The organism is Collinsella sp. TM09-10AT, from assembly GCF_003436275.1.
Classification (GTDB): domain Bacteria; phylum Actinomycetota; class Coriobacteriia; order Coriobacteriales; family Coriobacteriaceae; genus Collinsella.
Genome location: NZ_QSOP01000010.1, coordinates 61,355 through 76,929, shown reverse-complemented (window position 1 = coordinate 76,929; position 15,575 = coordinate 61,355). Strand labels below are relative to the sequence as shown.

Sequence of the window (15,575 nt, the reverse complement as noted above, 5' to 3'; positions counted from 1 at the left end):
CTCTCAATGTTTTTATGTCCTGCTCATATCGTCTCTGCCGGCAGCTGGGGACATTTCTTTGGTGCGGGGGACGGCTAAAAGAGTTCCGTCCCACATTAGCTGCCCGTGGGAGGGATGGGCGGTTACTCGCCCAGTACCAGCGCCGTGAGCTCTGCCTGGGTGTCCACCACGTAGTCGGCGCCGGCGGCTTCCAGCTCTGCGCGGCCGCGGAAGCCCCAGCTGACGCCCGCACTCTTAAGGCCGGCGTTGTGGCCGGTCAGGATATCGACATTGGAATCGCCCACATAGAGCGTGGTTGCCGGATCGGCACCCAGCTCTTCCATCACATGCAGCGTGACGGGTGCTTCGGGCTTGGGCGGAAACGCATCGACACGGCCCTGCACCAGCGCAAAGCGCTCGGAACCAAAGTATTTCTCGATAAGCGGAGCCGCCGAGACGTGGTCCTTGTTAGTGAGTACGGCAAGCTGCACACCCGCGGCGCGCAAGCGGTCGAGCATCTCGATCGTGTCGGCATAGGGGGCGGTGTGGTCCTCCTTGTGCTCGCCGTAGTAAGCCCTAAACTCGGTAAGCGTCTGCTCAAACATACGGCCGTCGCCCGCATACTCGGCGGGCATAAAGCGCTCAACCAGCTTGAGCATGCTGTTTCCCACCTTGTAGCGGTACTCGTCGACGGCAAACGTAGGCCAGCCGTGCGTCTCGCAGGTATGGTTGCCGGCGGCCGCCAGGTCCTCGAGCGTGTTGAGGATGGTGCCGTCAAGGTCAAAGATCACGGTGGAAAAAGCTGCCATAGGTACGCTCCCATCTATATAGCTCACGCAAACGGCAACCATAATAGCGCGTGCCGCCCAGCCGGGAATGGGCGGGTCAAAAGTCCCGCGGGGGCATTCGGGCCGCTCAATCTTGTGGGTGGGTTTGGTTCGTCAGCGGCCTGGTGGCGATAGAGGTTGCCTATAGGCGGTTATCCGGGAGCCATATGGCTCGGATATGGCGGTTTTTGTGTAGTGCATTGACCAATTTACCTGCGGTAACGTACACTTCCTCCGTTAAAAAATAGAAGCCGGAGCACGGGTGCGCGCGAGCGCATAAAGGGGAATCGGGTGAGAATCCCGAGCAAGGCGGTTACTGTGTGCGGGCGCGCCCGCGAGCCAGATTACCTGCCCGCGCTCTTCTCGAAACCGAGGGCCTTTCTGTTTGCCGCTGGATTCCGGTCTACAAGGGGTGCTGCTGAGCGTGTGTTTTGCTGCCGATAGGGTGGCTGACGTGCGCCTTTGTGCTGCCGGGGTATCGCCTGTCCCGCCTTCTTCGCCATGGCTCTATTGCAGGTTCGCGAAAGAAGGAGAACGGGTGACGCGAAACAACATTATGCTCAAGCGCCTGGGGGCCGCTGCTTTCTCGGTGCTGCTAGTCTGGTCGATGCCGGGTACGTCGGCATTTGCCGAGGGCGTGGCAGAGATCGCTGTGCAGGCGCAGGCCCAGGCCTCGCAGCAGGCGGATACTGCCGAGAATGCCGACGAGTCGAGTTTCACTGCGGACGAGCAGACGGGTGCTGAAGGCGCCGAGGCGTCGGCGGACGAGGCAAGATCCGACGTTGCTCCGTCTGCCGATGAGGGGCTTGCCGCCATGCTGAGTGCGGACGGGCAGAACGCCGCTGCGGTGAACGTCGACGATGACGACGCCGATGTTCAGCAGGCACGTGACGTGCGCGTTGCCAAGGCCGGCGAGACCATGACGGTCTCTTCTGCTGGCGAGCTGCCTACCACCATCGAGGCTGGGGCCGTCGTGAGGCTTACGGCGGATATCAGTCTTGGCGCCGACCAGCAGATCGAGACCGTGGCCGGCACGCTCGATGGCCAGGGCCACAGCATCGTGCTTAACGGCAAGGCACTTGCGAAGAGCGTGACTGGCACGGTGCAGAATCTGGGCGTGACGGGCCGGGCAACCATGGGCGATTATGAGGGCGCCCTTGCGATCAATTGCTCGGGAACCGTGCAGATGTGCTGGTCGACGGTCACTTTGAGCGATGGCGGCACTTGGGCCGATTACGGTGGCCTGGTGGGAACGCTCAACGGTGGGTCTGTAATCAACTCTTACGTTTCCGGATCGATGTCGGGCTATTTCGCTCATGGTCTCGTTTGCCGGTATAGCTCCGGTGCTATGGTCAACAACCTCTTCACCGCGGGCGACCAGGCTTGCGGTTTTGGCAATGATTCTTCCTTCGGCAGCAAAATCTCTGTCGACGACCTCAAGACCCAGGCCTCGGTCGATAAGCTCAACACCGATGCTCCTGCCACCGGCTTTAGCTGGTCTGCACAGGGCGGTTTGCCCGTGCTGGTCTCGGGCGGTGCTGCGGTCGTCGTGAACAAGGATGCCCTTAAGGCTGCGATTGACGATGCCAGCGCCAGGGTCGAGGGCGACTACACGGCCGAGAGCTGGTCGAAGCTCGCCGAGGCCCTTGTGAGCGCCCAGGACGTCTACGCCAACGACGATGCCGCACAGGTCGAGGTCAACGGCGCAACCAAGGCGCTCACCGATGCCATTGCCGCACTCGAGAAGCCCAAGCCCACCGAGCCCGTGGCTCGGCCGCAGAACGTAGTGCGCCTGAGCTCGCAGAGCGACCTCGAAAACAAGTTCAAGCCCGCCGACGCCGACGCCTACTACGTTCTCGACAACGACATCACCATCGATGACAGCTGGTTCTTTGCCCCCATGGGCATGCTCGCGGGCACGCTCGACGGCCAGGGCCACACCATCACCTTCGCCAACGGTGGCGGCGTGAAGTCGCTCATGGACGGCGTTGCCTCCACGGGCGTGGTGCAGAACATCTCGTTTTCCGGTGAACTCAAGCAGGCGACGGACGGTAAGGCGTTCGGCCCCCTGGGCAACAAGGTTCAGGGTGCCGTGCTCAACTGCTCCACGAGTGTGACCGGCAAGGGCGTTGCGGGCTTTGCGCGTACGCTCGACGGCGGCATCGTGTCCAACTGCGTGTCGACCTCCGAGGGCACAGCGGGCGCGCTGTTCGCGACCTATAGCGCGGGCCAGCTCGTCAACACCTACTGGGGCGCATTCCTCACCAACAAGATGGACGCTCCCGCCTCGGCATTCGTCAACTCCTATGCCGTCGACCCCGCCGACATGGCCACCGATGCCTTCGCCGATCTTATCAACGCCAACTGCGGCGCCAACGGTAGCAGCTGGGGTATCGATAAAAATGGCACGCCGGTCTTTGGCTCGGGCAACAGCTACCAGGCGCCCGAGGACACCACGCCCGCCGACGCCTACACCGTGAGCTTCACGGCCAACGACGGCACCAGCCAGACGGTTGCCGGCCATATGCTCGAGGTTTCGCCTGATGCTGTGGACGCCTACCGCAAACTTGGCGTCTTTGCACTTAAGGGCGTCCCGGCCACGAGCACCATCACCTGGGGCACCGATGACGCCAACCGCGGCAACATCGGCATCAACGAGTCCACGGGAGAGCTCTACGTCTACGACAACGCTACCGGCACGGTGACCGCCACCGAGCGCAAGGCCGATGGCTCCGAGCAGACCGTGGCTACCATCAAGATCAAGGCCAAAGCCAAGCAGTTCGACGACTTTGAGCTGTGGTATCGTGCCTCCGACGGCACCGTGAGCAACGTGACCGATGGTACGGCTACCGTCCAGGGCTCCGAGGTGCGCAACCTCGAGATTCGCGTGCATTACGTCGATGCCGATAAGGGCGAGTACGTGCCCGTCTCGTTCAGCCGCTTCCACTTTGCCTCGAGCGATCCTACGACCATCTACAGCAACGACTACTCGGCCTGCTTTTACTTCAAGCATGCCGGCAGTGCCACGATTACCGTTACCCCGCGCGACGCCGCATCTGCGGGCGCCGGCTCCAAGAGCGTGACGCTGACGTCCGAAGCCGTGGCCGCCACGTCCATCTCGATGGGCTATAACGAGGACGGCGCCACCGTCTACCTGCAGGGCCGCAGCCCACTCTCCGAGCGCGGCGCGTTTTTGACCGATCACGCACGCCCGGTGGTGGCGCCCGACAACGCCACCAACCGCGACAACTTTACCGTGACGAGCAGCGATCCTGCCGTGGCGGCCTACACCACCGCGGGCGAGATCGGCTACACGGCGTACAAGGCTGGCACCACCACGTTTACCGCGACGCTGCCCGACACGGACGCCGATGGCAAGGTCATCAGCGCGTCGTGCGACGTGACTTATGCTTACCAAAATCCGCTTGCGAGCGTGACGGCCGGCACGGACAGCCTCTACCTCAAGGCCGGCTCGGCGCAAAAGCTCGACCTGGCCTTTACCGGCAAGAACGACGCGGACGGCTGGAGCGTGACCGAACCCGGCCTCACCTGGACGTTCAAGACGCTCGACGGCAAGGACGCCTCGGGGATCGTGAGCATCGACCGCAACGAGAAGGGCGCTTGGAAGCACGTCGACGGCGCTCCCGACGACGGCCTGTACGTGGCCTCGAGCGACTACACGGTGACGGCGCTTTCGGCCGGCACGGTGGTCGCGACGGGTACGCCGGTGGACACGACTGCCCCCGCCGAGCCCGTGACGCTTACCATCACCGTGGCCGGTGTGGCCGCGAGCCCCGCCACGAGTGAGTCCGCCTCGGCGGGCATCGACGCTGCCGCTGCGTTCATCGACGCGCGCCGCAGCTCCGACGCCTTCCAGTACGGCGACGAGTGGGAGATCTACGACTTTGCCAAGGCGGGCCGCAAGATCGATTCCAAGCTGCTCGACAACTACCATGCCTCGCTGGCCGAGCACAAGGCCGAGTGGGGGAGTGCGACCTGCGCTCTGACCGAGACCGAGCGTGTGGCGCTGGCTCTCTCCGCCATAGGCAAGGACATCACCAACTATGACGGCGTCAACCTGGTCGAGCTCATCTGCAGCCGCACCGATATGGCGCGCGCCAACGAGAAGATCTTCGCGCTGATGGCGCTCAATGCGAGCGGCTCGGATGCGCCCGCCGGCTCCACCTGGACGTGCGCGAGTCTCGTGGATGCCGTCTGTGAGCTCCTCGGCAGCGACGCGGCTGTGGAGGGTACGCGCCTGGGCGACGTGGACCTGACGGCTATGGCGATCCAGGCCGTGGCGCCTTACGCGGTTGACACCAAGGTCGATGCTGCCATCGAGAATGGCCTCTCCTACCTCAAGGGCAAGATGAATGCGGGCACCTGCGACTTTGGTTCTGCCGAGGCCAATGCCCAGGTGATCCTCGCGCTGCTTTCGCTCGACCGAGACCCGGCCAACCCCGTCAACGGGTTTGCAAATGCTGTGACCAACGTGGTCTGCGCGCTGGACCTGTACCGCGTGGACGGCGGCAACGGCTATGCGCACAGCAAGGGCGGCGCGGCCAACGCCATGGCGACCGAGCAGGCGCTCCGCGCGCTCACGACATATCGTGTCTCCTCGGGAGAGACGATTGCCTGGAAGACGGCCGTGACGGCGGGCAAGGGCTCGAGCAGCAAGGACCCGCAGAAGCCCACGGTGGCGCCGGGCGTCCTGACGCCGGGTGCCGGGTCGGACGGCGGTGCCGGCAACGGGACCGGCGGTTTTGCGGGCGTAATGGCTCCTGTGGCCGCCAAGATGGCCGGTGCTTCCTCGCGCGAGGGCGCCAAGGCAGCTGGCGATTCCAAGGACGAGGCTGAATCCGGCAAGAAGGATTTGACGGAGTCTTCCGTCGCCGGTAAGACAGACAAGAGCGGCAAAAAGTCGGGTACGTCCGGCAAGACCGCCGCGTTGAGCGCCGGCGCCGCCAACAAGGCTGCGGACGCGGGTCCAAACGGCTTTGCTATCGCTGGCGTTGCCGTGGGCATCGTCGGTATCGGGGCCGTCGGCGGCTGGTTTGTCTACACCAAACGCCGCGCGGCGTAGCGAGCCTCTGCCTACCAGGTAAATACTGCAAGGAGTATGGTCTTGCAAAGCGAAGGGCCCTCCTACCGATCAGCTCGGCAGGAGGGCCCTTCCATCTCCTCGCAGTTTGAGTGGGCCAACGTCCCAGTGAAAATGGGCGGGCCGATTGTGGCCGGATGCTGAGCAGCTTGCAGAGCAGCCGCTAGCAAATTCTCGGCAGCTGTTCTCCTACGAGCATGTCGAGGATGCGGGTCGATCCCCAGCCGGTGCGTACGCGCACGGCGGGACGGGCGCCCTCGGCAAGCGGCAGCGCGCGACCGATAATCGCGGCGTTTTCGCCGTAGCGCGCGGCGCGCATGGCCGTCAGTGCGGCATCGGCCTGCTCGGCCGGCACCACGGCAACCATCTTGCCCTCGTTTGCCACCTGCAGCACATCGTAACCGAGCATCTCGCAGGCGGCCTGCACGTCGGGGCGCACGGGCACGGCATCCTCGTCGATCTCCATGGCAACGCCGCTGGCCTGGGCAAACTCGTTGAGCGTGGATGCCAGGCCGCCGCGCGTGGGGTCGCGGAAGCAGCGGGTGTCGGGGGCGGCGGCGAGCACGTCGGCAATCAGATGATTGAGCGGTGCGGCGTCGCTTTCGATGTTGCTCGAAAACGCCAAGCCCTCGCGCTGGCTCATGATGGCGATGCCGTGGTCGCCTAGCGTACCCGACACCAGGATGACATCGCCGGGCCGACAGTTTGCACCGCTGAGCGCTACGCCCGCGGGCACTTCGCCCACGCCGGCGGTATTGATGTAGACGCCGTCGGCACCTCCACGCTCGACCACCTTGGTGTCGCCGGTGATAATCTTCACGCCTGCCTCATGTGCCGTTTCGGCCATGGTCTGAACGATCTGGCGGAGCTTGTCCATGGGATAGCCCTCTTCGAGGATAAAGCCGCATGAGAGGTAGCGCACGTTGGCGCCCGAGGTCGCGACGTCGTTGACGGTTCCACATACGGCGAGGCGGCCGATATTGCCGCCGGGGAAGAACTGCGGCGTTACCACAAAGCTGTCGGTCGACATGGCGATTCGCCCGCTTGCGGGCAGCGCAGCGACGCCGGCATCGTTGCCCGCGAGCAGCTCGGGCGACCCAAAGGCATCCAGAAAGACCTCATCGATAATGCGCTTCATCATCTGGCCGCCGGAGCCGTGGCCCAGCAGGACAGTGCTATCGGTGGCATTACGGGACATATCGAAAACTCCAATCGTGGGTGGTGCCGGTACGTGGGGGCGTCCGGGCTAGTCGCGGTATCTAAAGTACGCCGCGCAGCTGCCTTCGGAGCTCACCATGCAGGGGCCGACGGGGTGTTCGGGCGTACATGCGTGGCCGAACAGCGGGCAGTCGCTCGGCGTGATGGCTCCGCGCAGCACGTCGCCGCAGCGGCACCCGCGTGGCTCGACCGTCGCCTCAACGGGCACATCAAAGCGGGCGCCGGCATCAAAGCGCGCGAATTCGGGTCGGATGGAAAGACCCGAAGCCGCAATCGGTCCCAGTCCGCGCCACGTGGTGTCGCACGGCTCAAACACCTGCTCGACCAGCTGGCGCGCTACGGGATTGCCGTCTGCATTGACGCCACGGCGGTAGGCGTTGTCGATTGCGGGCCTGTGCTCGACAACCATCTGGACCAGCATGCAGATGCCCTGCAAGATATCGACCGGCTCAAACCCGGTGACTACGCCGGGGGTCTCGAACTCATCGACCAAAAACCTAAAGGGTGCCAGGCCCGTGATGGTAGCGACGTGACCAGGCAGGATAAAGCCGTCGATGGTCGTTTCGGGGTCGTTGGAGATCGCACGCAGAGCCGGCGGCGTGGTCTTGTGAGCACAGTAGACCGAGAAGTTCTGGAGCTCGCGCGCGTCGGCCTCTAGGATGGCGGCGGCAATGGTGGGCGTTGTGGTCTCAAAGCCGACGCCCATAAAGATGACCGGGCGTTCGGGATTTTGCTCGGCAATGTCGAGTGCGTCGAGCGGAGAATAGACGATGCGGATGTCGCGCCCCGCCGCCTTTTGCGCGGCAAGCGAGGTGGACGATCCGGGCACGCGCATCATGTCGCCAAAGGTGGTGATGATGGCGCCGTCCATGTTGGAAAGCGCGATTGCGTGATCGATGTCGCGGTTGGCGGTGACGCAAACGGGGCACCCCGGGCCGCTTAGCAGTTTGAGCCCCGTCGGCATAATGGAATGAAAGCCATAGCGGCCAATGCTCACGGTATGCGTACCGCAGACTTCCATAAGGTTGATGCTGCGGTTGCCGACAAGCTCATGAATACGATCGATGAGCTCGCGGGCCAGCTTGGGGTCGCGAAATGCCGAAAAGTCGATACCGGAGCGAACCGGCTGCGCCGCCGCCACTAGTATGCCTCGGCCGGGTTGGTGGCGAGTTGGTCCTCTTCGGCCAGCTCGGTCATGGTATTGACGAGCTCGAGTGTCTCTTGGGCTTCCTGCTCGTCGACAATCTGAATGCCAAAGCCGGCGTGCACGAGAATATAGTCGCCTACCTGTGCCGTCGGCACGAGGCGCAGCGAAATGGGGCGCTCGATGCCCATCATGTCGACGGTCGCCTTAAGGTCGTCGTCGCGTTTGACCACTTTACCGGGAACGGCAAGGCACATAATGTTCCCCTTTTATACGTTTTGCGCTGGACAGGCGCCTAATTACCCATCAGTTGATGGTAGCGCTCGCGGGAGTCACGAGCAAACGCGTTACACCTGTGAGACGGCGGCGCGCAGGCTGGCAAAACAGCCTATCGCAACGCCGTCTACGCGAGGCGAGCGCGAGCGATGGCGGCCTGACCGTAGGCGATGCAGCCGTCGTTGGCGGGTACAGCGTGGGGGACCAAGACGGCAAGACCGGCGTCTTTGAGTTCGTGGGTAAGGAGCTGAAGCAAAAGCCGGTTCATGAACACACCGCCCGAGAGCGCGACGGTATCGATGCCTTCGCGCGCGCAGATTTCGCGTGCGATGTGGGTCGTAGCGTGCGTAATGGCGATGTGAAACCCGAGGGCGAGCCTGTCGGCCGGCGCGCCTGCCTCGATTCCATTCAGAAGAGCTTCGATGAGCGGTTGGGGGTCCAAGATGGGGGAGTCGTCGGCAGACGTGAATACGCCTGTGTGATTGTCGTCGAGACGAACGGTCTTACCGCCGAGCGCGCGCCAGGCGGCGGCTTCGAGTTCTATGGCGGGTTCGCCCTCGTAGGTTGCCTTGCCGCAGATGCCCAGAATCGCTGCCGCGGCATCAAAGAGACGCCCCATGCTGCTGGTACGCGGGCTGTTGATGCCGCGCTCGATCATGGTGGCTGTCACGCTGCGTGTTTGCTCGTCGAGGGTGCCCAATAGCCCCGCGGCACCCGGATGCTCGAGCAGGCCGAGCTCGCTCAGCAGGGCAAAGGCATTGCGCCGGGCATCGCGCACGGATGTGGCTCCGCCTGGCAGCGCCCAGGTGCGCAGGTGCGCGGCGCGTTCAAAATCGGCAAGGCCGGCGATAAGAAACTCACCGCCCCATATGGTGCCGTCGGTGCCGGCACCCGTACCATCGAAGGCAATACCGAGGACGCGCGCATCGGGCGCAAGCCGGCCAGCGACAATCGCCTCTGCCATTACGCTCGCGATGTGCGCATGATGATGTTGGATTTCGATTAGCGGCAGACTGTGCTCCCGTGCCCGCTCACGCGCCCACTGGCTCGACAGATAGCTGGGATGCATGTCGCATGCCAGGGCGGCAGGCGTCAGGTCAAAGAGGTTTTCTAGACGTGCGCGGGCGGCGCTCCAGGCATCGAAGGTCGCGCCGTTTTCGACATCGCCGATATGCTGCGACACAAAACAGGCCACATGGCCGTCGGCGTCCTCGCGCGTGAGCGCGATCGTGGCTTTTTGCTGCGGCCCGCAGGCGAGCACGCAGGGTGCAGTGCCGTCGAGCGCCGGCAGCGACAACGGTTGCGGCGCATATCCGCGTGCGCGACGCACAGGCATGACGGTGCCGTCGACCACACGTACCACGGAGTCGTCGTAGCGTGAGAGAATCGCACGGTCGTTGCCAAGTAGCGCGTCGGCGATGCCGGCGGCAACAAGATGTTCCCATGCAAGGGCATCGTCGGTCTCGATAGGTTCCTCGCTCAGGTTTCCGCTGGTCATGACCAGCGCGTGCATGCCATGCGACGAGGCAGCTGCAAGCAGCAGATGCTGAAGCGGTGTATAGGGGAGCATGACGCCGAGCTCGGGTAGATCGTGCGCGACGGATGGCGCGAGTGTAAGGCCGTCGGGGGAATCTCCCTCGCCAACAACACGGCGGCGCAGCAGCACAATGGGGCGGATGCTGCCGGCCAGTAAGTCGCGCTCGGCATCATCGACATGGCACAGGCGTTCAGTATCGGCAAGGCTGCGCACCATAACGGCAAGCGGCTTGTTGCTGCGGCGCTTGCGACGGCGCAGCTCGACCACCGCCTGCTCATTGGCGGCGTTGCAGGCCATATGGAATCCGCCCAGCCCCTTGATGGCGACAATACCGCCGCTGGCCAGCAGCTCGACACAGCGGTCAATAATGGCATCGCTGGTTTCGCGCGTGCTGCCGACGGCCGGCATCGCCCCCGAGCCCTCGAGCCCCATGTCGCCCGCCGCCTCGCGCCAGGTAATATGTGGCCCGCAGTCATAGCAGGCATCGGGCTGCGCATGAAAGCGCCGGTCAAGCGGGTCGCCATACTCTGCGGCGCACTCGGGGCACATAGGAAAGCAATCCATCGACGTGGCCGCTCGGTCATAAGGCAGCGATCGGATGATGGTAAAGCGCGGCCCACAGTTGGTGCAGTTGATAAAGGGGTAGTGATAGCGTCGGTCGGTGGGGTCGAACAGTTCGTGCAGGCAGTCGTCACAGGTGGCGATATCGGGAGAGATGAGCGTCGTGTGCACGGTCTGATCCTGCGACGCTACAATACGAAAGACCTGCTCATCGTCGGCATCCCAAGCGTCGGGCTCCAGGTCTGCAACAGCGACATGCTCAACGCGGGCCGCGGCAGGCGCGTGCTCCGACAGCGCGGCGACAAAGCCGTCGAGTGCCTCGACTGAAGCATGCGCCTCGATGTGCACGCCATCGCCCGCGTTGAGCACCCAGCCGCAAATGCCATGCGCCATAGCCTCGCGATACACAAATGGCCGCATGCCAACGCCCTGCACAATGCCCGTTACATGAATATGCACATGCCGCATGCGACCTTCCTTCGTTGAAACCTGTCCCTTTATGGCAGGTGCGCTGTGGGAAATCCCGCTACAGCCCCAGGCTCTGCTTGGTGGCGGCGCACGTGAGCTCGCCGTGCTTAACGCCGCGCAGCCCCAGCAACCGGTCGGCCAGCTCGTAGACACGCTCGCCGCGACCCTTGAGCGCCAGAATCTCCAGGCAGTTGTGGTGGTCCAGATGCACGTGCATGGTCGAGACGATCTCGTCGGTGTAGTCGTGCTGCACCTCGTCCAGACGGCGCGTCAGATCGCCGGTATGGTGGTCATAGATCATGGTGAGCGAACCGATGACCTGCTCGTCGGGCGTGCGCATCTGCTGCTTAGCGATCGAGGCGCGAATCAGATCGCGTACGGCCTCGGATCGGTTGGCCACGTCACCGCGGCGCGCGATCTGCTCGTCAAAGCGGCGCAGCAGGTCGTCGGGCGCGGTGACCGAAAAGCGGACCAGCTCGGAGCTGGAGCCGCTGCAGCGGCAGCTCGCATCGTCGTCCACACCGTGATCGTGCGTGTGCTCGTGCTCGGCCACGTTACACCAGTTTCACAGAGCCGACGGAGTTGTGATCTGCCTCGATGGCCTCCTCGTAGCCCTCGAGCGCATCGTGCGCCTCGTGCAGCGCAGACATGGCGGCCTCGAGCTTGGCGCCAATGCGCTCCATGTCAAAGTTCTCGGTCGCGTGCAGCAGCTGATGGCTCCACTCGTGAGCGAGCTCAATGGTGTCGTCGACCTGCTTGACGCTCATGGCAAGCTGGCTCATGTTCATTCCAACATCATGCATGGGAAATCTCCTTGTGTAGGCGGTAATCCGGCGGTTCAGATTTTACTACGCCCGCTCTGCGCGCCACTGCATAAGAAAACGGGTGCGAGTCTGTGCGACTCGCACCCGTTCACTGGGGGCTGTTTGTGACTACCATACTATCCGTGGTCGCACGCGCCGCACCCGGCAGTCCGGCGAGCGGTACAAAACCGCTCATGGACGGCGGGTAAGTAACAAGCGTATTACAGATGCTTCTCCAGCAGCGCCTGCAGCCTCGCCTTGGGCAGAGCGCCGACCGAGCGGTCGATCTCCTCGCCGTTCTTAAACACAATCAGCGTGGGGATGCTCATGACGCCATACTTCATGGCCAGGTCCTGGTTGTCGTCGACGTTGCACTTGGCCACAGCCAACTTGCCGGCCAGCTCGTCGGCAACCTCGTCTACGATGGGCGAGAGCGAGCGGCAGGGGCCGCACCACGGGGCCCAAAAATCAACCAGTACGGGCAGGCTATCGTTGACGACAGCGCCGAAGTTCTCGGGGGTAATCTGCTTAATGTCAGCCATGGTGACCTCCATAATACGACGCGGCTCGGCCGCGTAAAACTCAGTACGACCGTGCTTATACCCAGCGGCCCGCAAAGCAACCACTCGCGGGCGGCTCTTTTATATAATGGTGGGCACGCAAACGATTGGAGAGCGCATGCCCACGTCACAAAGCCAGAAAAAAGAAGCCATCGCTCAGGCGACCGAGCAGGAGCTCGCGTCGCTTGCAGATCGCGGTGTGCGTATCGCGGGCAACGCGTGCTCGCCGATTGTGCTGGTCAAAGGCGATTTGGATGAAGCCGAGTGCTCGGGCGGCGAGCTGGCCGCCGGCGCGGATGGCGCCGCGTTGCGCAAGGCGCTCGGTGCCATCGGATATGCCCCCGAGGATTTTTGTGTGCTGGCAAGCGTCGCCGGCGCGGGCGACGGAGCGGTCGCGGCGGGCGAGGCCCTGACGTGCGACCTGTTCCGCGAGGCGCTGGAGACCTTGGACCCCGAGGCGGTGCTGCTGCTGGACAACAGTGCGGCCGATGTCATGCGCGAGACCTATGCCGATATGCTTGTGGCAATTGATGACTTTGACACCGCCATGCTCAAGCCCGGCCTGGTTGCCCATGTGCAGGGGCGCCGCGTGCTGGCGCTCGACGGTTTTGAGGCGGCGCTCACCGACAAGGCCGCCAAGCAGCGCATGTGGGCCTACATTAAGCAGCTGACCCCGGCGGCTGCACCGCTGTAGCGAGGTTGGCGGCAGCCCCTACATCACGGCGCGCAGCTCAAACCGGTCGCCGTTAATGCGGAACTGGCAGTTGCCGTTCATGCGCTCGACGGCAAGCATAATGCTCTTGGTGCCAAAGCCGTGCCCAGTGTGCTGAGCCACGGGCATGCCGTCGACCATGTGCGGCGCACGGCCAAACGTGTTGGAAATCAGCAATAGAAGCTGACCGTCTTCGTAGCGAAGGTCCAGGTCGACAAACCGCTTGCCTTCGGGGGCGGCGCTCGCCGCGGCGATGGCATTGTCCAGGGCGTTCGATACCACACTGAATAGATCGACATCGCCCACGTGGACGGTTTCGGGCACGGCGGCGTGCAGGTCGGCGGTGATGCCGTGCGCGTTGATGTCCGCGGAAAGCGACGAGAGCGCAATGTTGACCGTTTCGTTGGCGCAGTAGCGGCGCACGGCGGTGCGGTCGTTGGTCTCGCAGAGCGCGTCGATGCGCTCGAGTGCCTCATCGGTGTGACCCTCTTCGATCAGGGCCGCTAGACCGCGCAGGTAGTGGCGCATGTCGTGACGGAGAACCGAGAGCTCGCGTCCGGACTGGCGCCAGGCTTCGAGCTCTTTGATGGCCGCGCTGTCGCGGGTCGCGAGCATCCAGCGCTCGCGCTCGGCGATTTCCTTTGCCTCGTATTCGCGAAGGTAGACGGCAAGAAACATAAGGTAGAACGCGCAGAGGGCGAACGCCAAAAACTCAACGGTTACTACCGAGCCCGAGTGGAAGAGCGTGGTATAGACGTTGGTGGCGTAGTCGAAGATGTAGTAGACGAGCGGCAGGATGAGCAGAATCTCCAACTCGGTGGGGCTTTTGGCCGCCAGGCGCGGACCGATGTCTCTGGCCCAATGCAGCAAGATCGCAAAGACGCCGAGCGTCGTGATGATGCGCGCCGCGTAATATGCGATTTGCGAATCGGTGGCAGCGAATGCGGCGATGCCCATCCAGTTGCTAAACTGGCAGCTCAGGTAGGCACTGGTAACGCCCAGGATGGCGAGCAGCGGACTCAGGCGATAGCGTACGCACAGGTAGACGACAAGCGGCAGATACACGACGAGTGGATAGGCCTGTCGGGCGAAAAGCTCGCCGCCGACGGCATTGGCGAGGCCGAATGCGCATCCGGTTACGGCGCCGACCCCCACCAGCTTCCACCGTATGCCGAAAACACCCGGACGATGCCGTGCAGATCGCTTCGCTCTGCTATAGTCTCCCAAATTCACGTTTTCTATTGGGATGGTGGTTAATATGGGCGACATACTCGAATCGTTCCTGCGCGTGGCGATGGTGGTGTTCATCGTCGGTCCGCTCACTGCATGGGTCGCCCGTCGCGGCGCGCGCGAGCGCAGTGAGGCGACGGACAGCCTCGATCGCTTCACGGTGCGCATGCCCGCTGCCATTCGCACGATCATCGCCTGCTGCGCCGTCGCGTTCGAACTGCTCATGCTGGGTGTCTACGTCTGGCAGGGCGTCTCGTTGGGCGAGTGGGACCACGAACTTGTGTGGTTCGGTCACGCCATGGCGCTCGCGGGCATGGCCATCTGGGCCCTGCTGAGCATCCCGCGCATCGACGTGGACGGTGAGCGAATTCTCTCGCGTAACGCCTTCGGCATCCGCAAGGAGACGACGTTTGGCAACATCACCCGTGCAACGCTTCACACGCAGATGATGAGGATCGACCTGTTCGAGGGCGACCGGAAGTTCTGCTCGATAAGCCTCGAGGGGGTGTGCTCGCTCAACCTCCTCGCCCGTCTGGAGGAAGAGGGCATCGAGGTCTCGGACGCTGTTGACGGCCCGATGACCAAGGCGGGTCTGTGTTGGTCTGCCATCAAGCCGTTGACGGTTGTTTTCAACGGTATGGCGCTCGTCTTCTCGCTCGTGATCGCCTTCATGGCTGTTTTCACCGACGCCGGTGCTCGTCTGCTCCTGCTCGTCCCATGCCTCTTCCTGTTCATAGGGGGACTCCTGCCTCTGCTCATGCTCAGCATGCCCGCCCGTGGTATCTACGAGATCGGCAGACAGGAGCGCGAACTCGGTTTCTCCTTCGCCGAGGAGATGGCGAGCCGAGGTGCCACGGGCACCTCGCTTGTCGACGACGATTGGTTCATCGAGATCAGCAACGCCCGCGTCGTGGCGTTCCGCCGCGATTATCTCAAGAAGGTCACGGCGCACGAGGATAGCGAGAGCGGCGACCGTTGCACGGTGACCACGAAAGGCGGTCGCAAAATCAAGGTGTACGCAGCGGGCAGCACGCTCGAGGACCTGCGCTCGTGGTTCAAACAGGGTGCCAAGGCCAGAAGCACGCTCGACCGTGCAGAGGACGTGCTCGAGACGACGTCTGATTGGGTTGTCTGACCTGTATCGTCTTTTCGGACACGC

Annotated in this window: 12 protein-coding genes and 1 riboswitch; of the genes, 3 read left to right on the top strand and 9 right to left on the bottom strand. The window is 63.4% G+C overall.

Annotated features, from left to right (window positions below; translation table 11 throughout):
- Positions 1–122: 122 nt before the first annotated feature.
- The gene (locus DXD77_RS05830) at positions 123–788 is read right to left on the bottom strand and encodes an HAD family hydrolase (RefSeq protein WP_199407918.1); all 666 of its coding nucleotides are present in this window, start codon (positions 786–788) and stop codon (positions 123–125) included.
- Positions 789–1,049: 261 nt separating this feature from the next.
- Positions 1,050–1,177: riboswitch (cobalamin riboswitch) on the top strand.
- A gap of 167 nt (positions 1,178–1,344) precedes the next feature.
- Between DXD77_RS05830 and DXD77_RS05825 the strand changes: the two genes are divergently transcribed.
- Positions 1,345–5,889: an FIVAR domain-containing protein gene (locus tag DXD77_RS05825; RefSeq protein ID WP_117564535.1), complete on the top strand. Its 4,545-nt coding sequence runs from the start codon at positions 1,345–1,347 to the stop codon at positions 5,887–5,889.
- Positions 5,890–6,070: 181 nt separating this feature from the next.
- Here DXD77_RS05825 and hypE read toward each other — a convergent pair whose 3' ends face one another.
- The 7 genes from hypE to trxA form a co-directional block, all read right to left on the bottom strand.
- A complete protein-coding gene (gene hypE, locus DXD77_RS05820) occupies positions 6,071–7,105 on the bottom strand; it encodes a hydrogenase expression/formation protein HypE (protein WP_117564536.1) in 1,035 nt (344 codons plus the stop codon).
- 48 nt (positions 7,106–7,153) lie between these two features.
- Positions 7,154–8,266 (bottom strand): hydrogenase formation protein HypD, encoded by a 1,113-nt coding sequence (gene hypD / locus DXD77_RS05815; RefSeq protein ID WP_117646423.1) that lies wholly within the window; start codon positions 8,264–8,266, stop codon positions 7,154–7,156.
- Positions 8,266–8,526 (bottom strand): HypC/HybG/HupF family hydrogenase formation chaperone, encoded by a 261-nt coding sequence (locus tag DXD77_RS05810; RefSeq protein ID WP_117564538.1) that lies wholly within the window; start codon positions 8,524–8,526, stop codon positions 8,266–8,268. The genes hypD and DXD77_RS05810 overlap by 1 nt, the downstream gene beginning before the upstream one ends.
- 146 nt (positions 8,527–8,672) lie before the next feature.
- Positions 8,673–11,111, bottom strand: a complete 2,439-nt coding sequence (hypF, locus tag DXD77_RS05805) for a carbamoyltransferase HypF (RefSeq protein ID WP_117564539.1) — start codon at positions 11,109–11,111, stop codon at positions 8,673–8,675.
- Between the two features lie 58 nt (positions 11,112–11,169).
- Positions 11,170–11,664, bottom strand: a complete 495-nt coding sequence (gene nikR, locus DXD77_RS05800) for a nickel-responsive transcriptional regulator NikR (RefSeq protein ID WP_233502350.1) — start codon at positions 11,662–11,664, stop codon at positions 11,170–11,172.
- 1 nt (position 11,665) lies between these two features.
- Positions 11,666–11,914 carry a hypothetical protein gene (locus DXD77_RS05795; protein ID WP_117564540.1) on the bottom strand — a complete coding sequence of 83 codons (249 nt, stop codon included), beginning with the start codon at positions 11,912–11,914 and terminating at the stop codon, positions 11,666–11,668.
- A 221-nt stretch (positions 11,915–12,135) separates the two neighbouring features.
- Complete coding sequence (gene trxA, locus DXD77_RS05790; RefSeq protein ID WP_117564566.1) at positions 12,136–12,456, bottom strand: thioredoxin; 321 nt, start codon at positions 12,454–12,456, stop codon at positions 12,136–12,138.
- Positions 12,457–12,592: 136 nt separating this feature from the next.
- Between trxA and DXD77_RS05785 the strand changes: the two genes are divergently transcribed.
- Positions 12,593–13,168 carry a hypothetical protein gene (locus DXD77_RS05785; protein WP_117564541.1) on the top strand — a complete coding sequence of 192 codons (576 nt, stop codon included), beginning with the start codon at positions 12,593–12,595 and terminating at the stop codon, positions 13,166–13,168.
- An 18-nt stretch (positions 13,169–13,186) separates the two neighbouring features.
- Here DXD77_RS05785 and DXD77_RS05780 read toward each other — a convergent pair whose 3' ends face one another.
- Positions 13,187–14,341 (bottom strand): sensor histidine kinase, encoded by a 1,155-nt coding sequence (locus tag DXD77_RS05780; protein ID WP_158549101.1) that lies wholly within the window; start codon positions 14,339–14,341, stop codon positions 13,187–13,189.
- A 103-nt stretch (positions 14,342–14,444) separates the two neighbouring features.
- Between DXD77_RS05780 and DXD77_RS05775 the strand changes: the two genes are divergently transcribed.
- A complete protein-coding gene (locus tag DXD77_RS05775) occupies positions 14,445–15,551 on the top strand; it encodes a hypothetical protein (protein ID WP_233502349.1) in 1,107 nt (368 codons plus the stop codon).
- Positions 15,552–15,575 lie beyond the last annotated feature (24 nt).

Excerpts from the sequence above, each read along its gene's own strand:
- DXD77_RS05830 (WP_199407918.1), bottom strand. The coding sequence starts at position 788 with ATGGCAGCTTTTTCCACCGTGATCTTTGACCTTGACGGCACCATCCTC.
- hypE (WP_117564536.1), bottom strand. The coding sequence starts at position 7,105 with ATGTCCCGTAATGCCACCGATAGCACTGTCCTGCTGGGCCACGGCTCC.
- DXD77_RS05810 (WP_117564538.1), bottom strand. The coding sequence starts at position 8,526 with ATGTGCCTTGCCGTTCCCGGTAAAGTGGTCAAACGCGACGACGACCTT.
- hypF (WP_117564539.1), bottom strand. The coding sequence starts at position 11,111 with ATGCGGCATGTGCATATTCATGTAACGGGCATTGTGCAGGGCGTTGGC.
- DXD77_RS05795 (WP_117564540.1), bottom strand. The coding sequence starts at position 11,914 with ATGCATGATGTTGGAATGAACATGAGCCAGCTTGCCATGAGCGTCAAG.
- trxA (WP_117564566.1), bottom strand. The coding sequence starts at position 12,456 with ATGGCTGACATTAAGCAGATTACCCCCGAGAACTTCGGCGCTGTCGTC.
- DXD77_RS05785 (WP_117564541.1), top strand. The coding sequence starts at position 12,593 with ATGCCCACGTCACAAAGCCAGAAAAAAGAAGCCATCGCTCAGGCGACC.
- DXD77_RS05775 (WP_233502349.1), top strand. The coding sequence starts at position 14,445 with ATGGGCGACATACTCGAATCGTTCCTGCGCGTGGCGATGGTGGTGTTC.